The sequence below is a fragment of the Candidatus Poribacteria bacterium genome (assembly GCA_021162805.1).
In the GTDB taxonomy this organism is placed as follows: Bacteria; Poribacteria; WGA-4E; order B28-G17; family B28-G17; genus JAGGXZ01.
Window position 1 is genome coordinate 1 of the sequence record JAGGXZ010000011.1, and the last position, 10,803, is coordinate 10,803.

Annotated in this window: 9 protein-coding genes; 7 read left to right on the forward strand and 2 right to left on the reverse strand. The window is 53.3% G+C overall.

Features of this window, described 5'->3' with window-relative positions; translation table 11 throughout:
- Positions 1-175 precede the first annotated feature (175 nt).
- From J7M22_00890 to J7M22_00920, 7 genes are all read left to right on the forward strand, one after another.
- Positions 176-370 (forward strand): ferredoxin, encoded by a 195-nt coding sequence (locus J7M22_00890; protein ID MCD6505155.1) that lies wholly within the window; start codon positions 176-178, stop codon positions 368-370.
- The gene (locus J7M22_00895; GenBank protein ID MCD6505156.1) at positions 370-1,812 is read left to right on the forward strand and encodes a hypothetical protein; all 1,443 of its coding nucleotides are present in this window, start codon (positions 370-372) and stop codon (positions 1,810-1,812) included. The genes J7M22_00890 and J7M22_00895 overlap by 1 nt, the downstream gene beginning before the upstream one ends.
- Positions 1,813-1,815: 3 nt before the next feature.
- Positions 1,816-2,946, forward strand: coding sequence for an alanine--glyoxylate aminotransferase family protein (locus tag J7M22_00900; protein ID MCD6505157.1), 1,131 nt, complete (start codon positions 1,816-1,818; stop codon positions 2,944-2,946).
- Entirely contained in the window at positions 2,943-4,058 is a 1,116-nt protein-coding gene (dgoD, locus tag J7M22_00905; GenBank protein ID MCD6505158.1) for a galactonate dehydratase, read from the forward strand. Before J7M22_00900 ends, dgoD begins: the two co-directional genes overlap by 4 nt.
- Before the next feature lie 19 nt (positions 4,059-4,077).
- Positions 4,078-4,449 (forward strand): 6-carboxytetrahydropterin synthase QueD, encoded by a 372-nt coding sequence (queD, locus tag J7M22_00910; protein ID MCD6505159.1) that lies wholly within the window; start codon positions 4,078-4,080, stop codon positions 4,447-4,449.
- Between the two features lie 270 nt (positions 4,450-4,719).
- Complete coding sequence (locus tag J7M22_00915; GenBank protein MCD6505160.1) at positions 4,720-5,613, forward strand: sugar phosphate isomerase/epimerase; 894 nt, start codon at positions 4,720-4,722, stop codon at positions 5,611-5,613.
- Positions 5,614-5,622: 9 nt separating this feature from the next.
- Positions 5,623-7,968 (forward strand): penicillin acylase family protein, encoded by a 2,346-nt coding sequence (locus tag J7M22_00920; protein ID MCD6505161.1) that lies wholly within the window; start codon positions 5,623-5,625, stop codon positions 7,966-7,968.
- Between the two features lie 29 nt (positions 7,969-7,997).
- Here J7M22_00920 and J7M22_00925 read toward each other — a convergent pair whose 3' ends face one another.
- The gene (locus J7M22_00925) at positions 7,998-9,221 is read right to left on the reverse strand and encodes a M23 family metallopeptidase (GenBank protein MCD6505162.1); all 1,224 of its coding nucleotides are present in this window, start codon (positions 9,219-9,221) and stop codon (positions 7,998-8,000) included.
- A complete protein-coding gene (locus tag J7M22_00930; protein MCD6505163.1) occupies positions 9,221-10,270 on the reverse strand; it encodes an amidohydrolase family protein in 1,050 nt (349 codons plus the stop codon). The genes J7M22_00925 and J7M22_00930 overlap by 1 nt, the downstream gene beginning before the upstream one ends.
- Between the last annotated feature and the right edge of the window lie 533 nt (positions 10,271-10,803).

A 10,803-nucleotide genomic window follows, 5' to 3' on the forward strand; every position in this document is an offset into this window, starting at 1 on the left:
CTTGGAAGGAGTTTCGTTTGGAGCCTTATTTCTCTTTATCTCCTCTGAGCTATTGAAAGGGGGGGATAAAACTGGGGGCAGATCAGATTCACGCGACGGCTTGACATATCGCCTTCTTATAGGTTAAATTTTCCCTGGGGTTTTCCTCTATCAAAAATCGAGTAGGAGGTTAATCATGAAGGTCAAGATCGACGCCGATCTGTGTATAGGTTGTGGGCTGTGCTCTGAAACCTGTCCCGACGTCTTCGAACTGGATGAGGACGAGGGCGTCGCCAAGGTCAAGGTCGAAGAGGTTCCTGACGAGGCGAAGGAGTGCGTTCAGCAGGCCGCCGAGGACTGCCCAGCCGACGCCATAGAGGTTGAGGAGTAGTGATTCGAAATCTCTCGGGGGATGGGTTTAAACCCGCCCCCGTTCTGTTTGCCCTGATGTTCTTGTTTTCCTTCGCTTCGCTTTCCTTTTCCACCCCGAGAGGCGTGGAATTCTCCCTCGATCCGCTCGACGCTAAAGTTATAGATCACCTCGCCGCCCTTGGGATGCTAAGGGATATCCATATCAACACCAGGCCGATCGATATATGTGAACTCGCCCTCTCAAAGGGAATCACCAGATCCGAGTTGTCTGAGAGGTTTTCTCCGTTGAGCCGGAGGACAGGAATGGATCTGATCCTGTCCGGGGACGATAGGTGGGCCGAGGGGGAAGGGGGAATTACCCTGAGGAGAGTCGATAATGCCTTTATCCTTCACGACAGATTGATCGTCTCGAGGGACGAGAGGTATCCGAAGCTGGGTAAGACGGCCTCATCCAGGATGAGAGGATGGAAATGGGATTATACGGCGGATTTCAACGAGGCATACGCCAAGATTTACCTCAAACGGTTTATACTCAGTGTAGGCAGACACGGGATATACTGGAGTCCGGCCAGGTTCGGCGCCCTCTGTATATCGGATAGCTCTCCGCCGTTTGATATGTTCATGATCTCTATCTACGGCGGAAGGCTTTCCGCCTATGCTTTCTCCGCCGTGCTCGATAAGATGTGGAATGACCAGCATGGCAGATACCTCGCCCGTAGGTTCCTCTCAGGTCATAGATTAGACTGGATCGTGTGGGACGGATTGGAAATCGGACTTACGGAGGTCGTTCTCTATGGCGGTGATCTCAGATCGATCGATCCTGGATACCTCAATCCCTTGATCCCCTATTACGCGACACAGTATAATTCTGACTATGACGATAACACGCTTGTGAGCGCGGATTTCTCATGGGTTCTTTCGCCCGGGGTGATGGCATACGGTGAGCTTCTGATAGATGACCTGCAGTATAAGGGCGAGGGGCCTAACGCATGGGGAGGAACGTTGGGGATGCATCTAGCAGGTCGGACCGATCTGATAGTGGAGTATACCAGGCTGAGCCGATGGGCATACACCCATAGGATCACTGAATGTCAATACATTCACTATGGCTCCCCCATCGGCTATCCCCTGGGGCCGGACGGTGATCTGATCACCATCGAATGGTCCAAGTTCCTCACGCCGGATCTATGGGCCGGAATTAGGGTGAGCCACAGGCGAAAAGGCGCTGCCACCATCGAGGACAGATATAAGGGCGAGAGGGTAAAAGGGTTTCCGTCAGGGGTTGTCGAAAGGGATATCGATGCTGAATTGCAGGTCATATATAGGCCCTTGAGGGGGCTCTGGGGGGAGATATCCGTAAGGGGGGAAAGCGTCCGGAACAAATCGCATCGACCGGGGATTTCAGGAAGGGATTTCAGGGTTAACCTGAAACTGGGATATATTCTATCCATGGGAGGCTGAAGGATGAGGAAACATCGACTTTTCACGCCAGGGCCGACGCCGGTGCCAACCGATTCGCTTCTCGCCATGGCACATCCGATAGATCATCACCGGCTGGATGAGGCGGTCGAAACGATCAAGGAGATCTCGGAGAACCTGAAGCTTGTGTTTCAGACCGAAAACGACGTGATGATACTGACTTCCTCCGGCACGGGAGGATTGGAGGCGAGCGTCGTCAATCTGCTCTCTCCCGGCGATAGGGCCATCGTCATCCGAGGTGGCAAGTTCGGCGAAAGATGGGGTGAGATCTGCCAGGCCTACAACGTCCAGATCGTTCCGATAGATCTCGAATGGGGGAAGGCCGTCGATCCGTCCGATGTGGAAAGATCCCTGATGGAACATAGCGATGTCAAAGCGGTCTTCGCTACGCTGTGTGAAACCTCAACAGGGGTGCTTCACGACATCAAGTCGCTGGCTGAGATCACCTCCAGAACCGATACGGTACTGGTGGTGGACGCTGTGAGCGCTCTGGGGGCGGATGAACTGAAGATGGATGAGTGGGGAATTAATGTCGTCGTCTCAAGCTCACAAAAGGGTCTGATGACCCCCCCGGGCTTGGCATTTGTCTCCTTCGACGAGAAGGCATGGCGTATGGCCGAAAGTTCCAAGCTCCCGAAATATTACCTCGATCTCAAAAGAGCGAGGGATAAGGGATTGCAGGGGTCAACGCCGTTTACGCCCGCCATAAGCCTTATCGTCGGCCTCCGGGAAAGCCTCCGAATGATCGTGGAGGAGGGCGTGGAGAACGTGATAGCCAGACATGCCAGACTCGCCAGAGCCATGCGTGAGGCGGCAACCGCCCTGGGATTGAAGCTGTTCGCCGAAAGACCCGCCAACACCGTCACATCGATCAGGGTGCCCGATGGGATCGACGGGGTGAAGTTCGTCAAGATGATGCGGAACAGATACGGGATCACCTATGCGGGCGGGCAGGAAAAACTCAAGGGGAAGATCATCCGGATAGCGCATCTGGGTTGGATGGATGAGTTCGACGTGCTGACCGCCGTCGGGGGATTGGAGATCGGGCTGAACGATATGGGATATCCCGTCAAACCCGGATCAGGTCTGACGGCAGCAATGGAGGCGTTGATGTGAAGATAACAAAGCTGGAGGCTGTCCTTGTCAGGCCGAGATGGTGTTTCCTGAAGGTTCACACGGACGAAGGGATCACCGGCTATGGAGAGCCCATCCTTGAAGGTAAGGCTCAAACGGTCGCTCAGGCCGTAAGGGAACTGGAACATCACCTGATAGGACAGGATCCGATGAGAATACAGCATCACTGGCAATCAATGTATCGACATTCCTTCTATCGAGGGGGACCGATATTGATGAGCGCGATAAGCGGGATAGAACAGGCGCTATGGGATATAACGGGTAAATATCTGGGTGTGCCGGTCTATCAGTTGCTGGGCGGGGCGTGTCGGGAGAAGATCAGACTCTACGCTCATTGTGGCGGAGCTACCCCGCTGGAATGCGCCGAGAACGCAAAAGCGCTTGTCGAAAAGGGTTTCACGGCCCTGAAGATGGGTTTAGGCGTCGCACCGCTTGAGATCATCGATAGACCCTCGACAATAGACAAGGTGGTTGAGAGGATCGGATCGGTCAGGGATGCTGTGGGCAAGGACGTGGATCTGGCCGTGGACTTTCACGGCCAAACCAGCCCCGCCATGGCCCTTAAGATCGTAGGGGCGATCGAGGAGTTCGATCTGATGTTCATAGAGGAACCCTGCCTGCCTGAGAACGTCGATGCGTTAGCGACATTAGCTCGATCGATCTCCATCCCGATCGCAACGGGGGAGAGGCTGTTCACGAAATGGGGTTTCAGGGAGGTTTTGGAGAAGGGGGCTGCCTCGATACTCCAACCCGACCTGTGTCATGCCGGAGGGATATTTGAGTGCAGAGTGATAGCGGCGATGGCCGAAACCTATTACGCCGGTGTGGCTCCTCACAACCCATTGGGTCCGATCTCGCTGGCGGCATGCATACAGCTCGATGCCTGCATACCGAACTTTCTGATCCAGGAGTTCACCACCCTCGGTGAGGGTTATCTCAAAGAGCCCTTCACGATGAGGGATGGATACATCGATCTGCCCCGCGGGGCGGGACTGGGTGTGGAGCTGGATGAGGAGGCCATCGCCGAGAAGATCGGGCATAGCTGGAAGAGCCCGATGCTGTTCCACGAGGACGGATCGGTAGCCGATTGGTGATTTGAAAGGGGGAGCCAAATTGTTTGAGGTATCCGTGAGGGGTAAGTTCTCCGCAGCACATAGATTAAGGGGATACGAGGGGAAATGCTCCCGAATACACGGGCACAACTGGTATGTCGAGGTGCATCTGCAGTCGGAAAAGCTCTCGGAGACGGGGATGGTGATCGACTTCGGTGAGCTGAAGGGAATTCTGGGCGAAGTCCTGGACAAGCTCGACCACAGATTTATAAACGGAACTCCTCCCTTCGATCGGATCAATCCCACCTCGGAGAACATGGCGAGATGGATATTCCAGCAGCTCAAGGCGAGGATATCCGATCTGGAAGGGGTTAGGATAAGCAAGGTCATCGTGCAGGAATCCGAAGGCGTTACAGCCTCTTACTGGGAATGACTCGGCTTCCTGGTAGGAGGGGAGGCAGTGGCCTAAGGAGGCCGATGTTCCCCTTAACGACGCCGTTCCAAGCGGCAGAGCCTTCAATTTCAAAACGGCTCGGGTCAAAATAGGCGATCGGGAGGATACAAAGCCGGTTGAACCAGGGGCAAAAGACGTTAAATTCACCTTCAATTTAAAAACGAGTGTCGCCTGCCTTCAGACATCCCTCACGGATGATGAAGGCAGATCTATAGGCGCCTATTACGTTTATGTCAGGAGGATTTAGATATGGAATTCGCCGTGTGCATCTGGGGTCTTGATAAACCGGAGGAGACCGCCCAGGATCTTTCCGGACAAGGGGTAACCGCCGTGGAATCGGGTCCTAAATTCTTCATCGAGAAGGATGAGGAGACCATAGAGCGGGCCGCCCAAACGTTCAAGGAGGCCGGCATAAGGATATTCTCGGTTCATGCCCCCTTTGGGGAACAGGAGAACCTCTCCGCCCTTGACTCAAACACGCGAAAGAACGCCATAGACGTGCACAGGAGATTGCTCGAGAAGATCGCCCTCGTAGGCGCGAAAGTTATGATCGTTCACCCCGGAAGACACGCCTCCGGCGATGATATACCCAGGATGGAGGAGATACTGCCCTCAAGTCTGGAGGAGGTGCTGAAGACGGCTGAACGGACGGGCGTTAAGCTGGCCCTCGAAAATATGTTGCCGGAACATCCCGGGTATAGCAGCGAGACGGTGAGGGAGATCGTCGAGGGGATAAACTCCCCGTTCCTCGGCGTCTGTTTCGACACGGGACATGCCCACGTTAACAGGGAAGGCGAAATAGCCGCCTTCGATAACCTCAAAGATCTGATCATAGCCTTCCACCTCCAGGATAACGACTCCACACGTGACATGCATCTCCAGCCACCATATGGCACCGTGAACTGGGATAAACTTGTGCCGATGATAAAGGAACTCAACTTCCAGGATCCGATGGCGGTCGAAGCCATGCCCTGGGGAGGTGCGAGTTTCGGGATGTTGCTCAAGGAGATAAAGGCGCTGTTCGGGGACGGCCTCGTGGAGGTGGTGCTGGACGGTTTCAAAGCCAGGGCCATCTGTCCCCTGTGCGGTAGATATATGTTTAGATCCGGGGATGGATGGTTCTGCGGCTGCGGGGATCATTAGGAGGTGAATATGAAATCTAAGGTGAGAACAGCGGGGTTTACCATGGTTTTTGCTCTCCTGACCTTTACGGTCACATCGGCGGCCGAGGAGAAGATCCTGAACGTGGACGGTGAAACCGTCAGGATCGTCAGGGACGATTTCGGCGTCCCACATATCTTCGCCAAAACCATCAGGGGGCTCTACTTCGGGGACGGATATGCCGTCGCGCAGGATAGGCTCGTTCAGATGGAGAAGTTCAGACGGGCAGCCGAGGGGAGAATGGCCGAGATATTCGGTCCGGAAGCCCTGGAAAGGGATAAACAGGTCAGAATCATGGGCTATACGAAGGATGAAAGGCAGAGTCAGTTCGAGGAGTTGGACTATGAGCTCCAGGTCGCCCTCGTTTCATATGCAGATGGGGTAAACGCGTATATGGAGGAGTGCATCAAAAACGGAACGCTTCCGAAGTGGTTCAAGGAGATGGGAATCACGCCCGAGCCGTGGGAGGTCACCGATACGGTGGCGATATGGCAGATGATGGCTCGGAGGTTCGGAGGATGGGACGGGGAGGAGCTGAGAAACTTGAAGATCCTCTCCTATCTCAAGAAGAGGTTCAACGATGAAAAAACAGTAAGGGGGATATTCGACGATATCCTATTCAGGAACGATCCCGAATCCCCAACTACGGTCCCACCCGAAGAGTCATCGGGGCCTAAGAGAAAGGAGGGCGCTCCGTCCGAGGTGCCCGATAATTTCAAAATCCTCTGGGACATGGCGCTCAGGGACGATGTCATTGAGAAAGCCTATTCCGTGGCGAGGGAGATCAACGCTCTGGAGTTCGATAGGGGACACGGTGTCCCGACAAAATGGGGAAGTTATGCCCTACTCATATCCGGTTCCAGAACAGCCAGCGGCGCTCCCATTCTAGTCGGCGGTCCACAGATGGGCTTCGGCACGCCTAACATCGCCCACGAGATACATCTATCAGGCCCATACGGCAACGTCATTGGTATGAGCTTCGCCGGGATACCCGGCGTCCTGATCGGCCATAACGATCATCTCGCCTGGACGACCACATCGGGGATCGGCGATCTGACGGATATCTATGTCGAGAGGCTCGATCCGAACAACAAATACCGGTATTTCTATAACGGTAAATACAGGGATATGGAGAAGCGAACGGAGATCATATTGGCCAAAGGTAGAGAGGAACCTGTGGAGATAACGGTATGTAGGACGATCCACGGGCCGGTTATGGAATGGGACGAGACGAACGAGATAGCATATGCCAAGAAGATGTCGTACTGGGGAAAGGAGCTGGATACCTTCGTCGCCATCTACGGTTTCAATAAGGCTCAAAATATCAAGGAGTTTGCCCAATACGCCGAATACATCACCACCTCGCACAACTTCCTCTGTGCCACACAGAATGGGGATATCGGATACTGGTATTGCGGCTGGTATCCGATCAGATCGGATAAATCCGACCCGCGTCTGCCTCAGATCGGCACCGGTGAATACGAATGGCGTGGATATATCCCGTTTGACCGGCTCCCTCACTCCCTTAACCCGAAGCAGGGATATCTGGTCAACTGGAACAATAAGCCTGCCGTATGGTGGGATAACTTCGATACCCCCGTCTGGGGTAAGATCTCCAGGGTGCACAGGATCGAGGAATTGACCGAATCGGACGATCTTCTGACGATCGAGGATGTCGAGGGCATACTCAGGGATATCGCCTATAACGATGAGAACGCCGATTACTTTAAACCTCTTATCCTTCGGGCTTCAGAGAAGGCCAAACCTGGAGAAGATCCGATGCTCAAGGCGGCGATCAGATACCTCAGGGCGTGGGATAATCACGCCGTCGAAGGATCGGTTGCCAAGTCAATTATGGATGAATGGATCGGGAAGGTCAGGGAGGAAATCTTTCTGGGAGTGCTCGGCGATTTCGGCGATATGGGGAAGTTCCATTATTTCCTTCAGCCGAGCCTGATTCTACATGTGCTGGAAGGTGAGAAGTCCAAATGCCCCGTCTCATATAATTACCTCCAGGGAAGGGATGTGAACGAGGTTATAATCTCAGCCCTGGAGAAAGCCGTCGCCGATCTCGAGGCTAAGTTCGGGAGGAATATATTTGAATGGCAGCATAAAAACGGCGAGATCAAACTTGACCCGCTACCTCCGATACCCGAATCGAATCGGGGCACCTACATACAGATCATCGAGCTAACCAGACCGTATATACATGGCATCAACGTTCTGCCGCCGGGCCAAAGCGAAGATCCCGAATCGCCCCATTACTCCGATCAGAGGGAGTTGGCGGGATGGTGGATGTTCAAACCGATGCTATACAGGCGCGAGCAGATAAGGTGAGATCACCACGCCGTCCATCACAAATGGAGCTAGAACTCATACCTCGTCCATTCGATCGGATCGACAAAGGTTCCATCCACCTCCATGCCCCAATGCAGATGAGGCCCCGATGCGCGTCCCGTCGATCCAACCAGCCCTATCGTCTGTCCCTTCTTCACCCTATCGCCCTGTTTGACGAGGATCTTCCGGAGGTGGTAGTAGTGGGATCTGACTCCGAGGCCGTGATCTATTATGACGGCGTTGCCGCGTATGTTTAGCCGATCGGCGAACAACACCACACCTGAATTGGCCGATTTGACAGGGGTTCCCTCTTTGGCGGCGATATCCACCCCCATGTGCCTGGATCTGGCTAGCCCGTTGTTATAGACTCGGAACTTGCCGAAGGTTGAGCTTATCGGACCATACACCGGCATGATGAACTTCCCACTCCACAGTTTCTCCCTGCTCCCTTCCATCTCCTCCACCTTGCTGAGCTTCAGATTATCCTCCTCAATGAGGTTGTGATCGGTCAGAAGTCTGAGTTTACCTTTGGGCAGATTCACCACGCCTATCTCGAACGAGGTCCTTCTTACCTCAAAATCGACCTTCTTGTATGACCGATTTCCGGCCGGATCGACGAAGGAGATGAAAAGGCTCGATTTGCCCACCCGCGCCTCGGCGCTCAGCCCGAGGATCGCCTCATATTGGTATCCCCCTTTTCCGATCTTAATCCGATACAGTTGGAGAGATGATCTTCTGAAGAGATTGGGATCGATCACGGAGTAATCCGATATCGCTCGCTCGTTCACCGAGACGTAAACCGCTAGCGTTCCACCCTGCTTTGGTCTCTTCGGTTTCAACGAAACGGTGACGTCGGGAGGGGTATGATCTATGACGAAACTTAGCTCACGTGAGGCGCTGTTTCTCCATATCGAGGCGTCTTTCGCCTCGACGATGAGCTTAAACCTGCCCTCAGGAACGAATTGAATGTTGAAGCCCAGATCTCTATCGATCTCCCTTTTACGTCCTTTACCGATGAACACCACCTGCTTGAAGCCCTTCTCGTTTTCAATCCTGACTGTGATCTCCCTCACTCCGGCTTTAAGATCTACGATCCTCATATGTCCGTTCAGCTTAAAGCTGAAAGAGTTTGAGTTGAGGCTTACATCTATCGAAGGCGGCTGACGGTCGGAATAGAAAGGGTGGAACAGCACAGCAAGGGCGGCTATCAGGATCAGCGTCGGGGTTATGATCAGAAACTTTCTCCATCTCATCATCCCACTCCCGGTATGATCCTCTCAGCGTTTTCGTGATAGACCTTCGACAGCACCTCGTCTGGTAGGTATATGCCATAGATCATCCACCTGCCCTGCCTCGGTATATCGGTCAGGCTGTAGTTGAAGTATTCGTCATCCGTCTCGAGGAACCTGAAATAAACCCTATACCACTCCGGAAGCGGATATGTGTCGATACCGAAGAGTATTCTATCGCTGTAGTGGATGAAGAATTTCCTAGCTGTATAGGGCTGTCTGCCGAGTTCGCCTATTCTCTCGGAGATATCCACATAAAGGTTAGGGCACTCCTCCAGGAGTTGTCCGACCCATTTGAGGTTTTCGGCGTAACTGGCGACATGGGCGCTTATGAAGGTGGTCTGGGGATTGGATTTAAGGAGATTAACCTGCTGTTCCATAAGCTCCATGAAGGAGGGGTAATCCCTGTCGTAGAAGTGCCAGTTAGGGTGCTTGACCAGTTCCTCCCATCGTTCGTTGAATCTATCGAGGGGATCGAAGAAAGCGACGGGATCGGCTATGTGATAGAGCACGGGCACCTTCAGCTCGGCTGCCTTCTGCCAGAGCGGTTTTAACCTCTCATCATCAGCCCGTAGCAGTTTCCCATCCTTATCCCTCACGCCCAACCCCAGGTTTTTGAAGATCTTCAGCCCTTGAGCGCCTGCCCTGACGCTCTCCTCAAGTTGTTCCGCCAGCCTTTCGCCGAAATTCGGCTCGCCGACGACACTCCAGTCGAGGTTGGCGAAGACGGCGAACCTATCCGGATATTTCGACCTATACCGATCGATGTTCTCCTTCAGGGTGTCGCCCCAACCTCCGCTTAGGTTGACGATCAACTTCACGTTACAGGCGTCCATATCGTCCACAAGCTTTCCCACATCCCTGACGGCCCATTCCTCACCCCGTCTGCCTATGTGGTTATGGACATCGATGACGGGAAACTTCGCCCTCTGAGGGGTATGCTCCTCGAGGACCAGTTTCGGTTTGGGCACGTATTCGGTTAAAAGGATCGGTTTTATCTGATTTCTCCTCATCTCTCTCCTCCTCGCCTCCGTTTTAGGAAAATTATTGGGTTCGTTGGGTTATCGGGTATAAGATTCGCTCATATTATCGCTGAGCGTAGTGAGATGCAAAAACAGGTTAAGGTTTAGGTTGAGGTTAAGATGGTCAAGGGTCAAGAGTCGAAAAATGGTCTAGAGTCAAGGGTCTAGGGTCGAGGGTCTTATTTTTCGTTCCTTGTCCCTCGACCCTCGTCCCTTGACCCCTTCGTGAAAGGATCAGAGGGGTCAGAAGCGATAGACATGCCGCTAGGGATTTCAACCTAACCATATCCGTCCCCCCTTATTTGATCGGAAAAGCCGCTATGTTATCTCGCTTAAATTGAATCTTATCACTCTTAGATCGATGAGTCAACCCTCCTGTCCGCCAGGACTTCGCAAAAACTTTTGAAGAATGCAGATGGGGAAAGGCTTAGATGGTGTAACTCGACTTTTGCAGTAATCTGAGAAGTCCCAAAAACGCAGAAAAACCATTAAATCTCCTTTGGCAGTCCCTCCCTGAGGAAGGA

Bases quoted from the DNA above. Each gene is read 5' to 3' on its own strand.
- J7M22_00890 (MCD6505155.1), top strand. From the start codon at position 176: ATGAAGGTCAAGATCGACGCCGATCTGTGTATAGGTTGTGGGCTGTGC.
- J7M22_00900 (MCD6505157.1), top strand. From the start codon at position 1,816: ATGAGGAAACATCGACTTTTCACGCCAGGGCCGACGCCGGTGCCAACC.
- J7M22_00915 (MCD6505160.1), top strand. From the start codon at position 4,720: ATGGAATTCGCCGTGTGCATCTGGGGTCTTGATAAACCGGAGGAGACC.
- J7M22_00920 (MCD6505161.1), top strand. From the start codon at position 5,623: ATGAAATCTAAGGTGAGAACAGCGGGGTTTACCATGGTTTTTGCTCTC.
- J7M22_00925 (MCD6505162.1), bottom strand. From the start codon at position 9,221: ATGAGATGGAGAAAGTTTCTGATCATAACCCCGACGCTGATCCTGATA.
- J7M22_00930 (MCD6505163.1), bottom strand. From the start codon at position 10,270: ATGAGGAGAAATCAGATAAAACCGATCCTTTTAACCGAATACGTGCCC.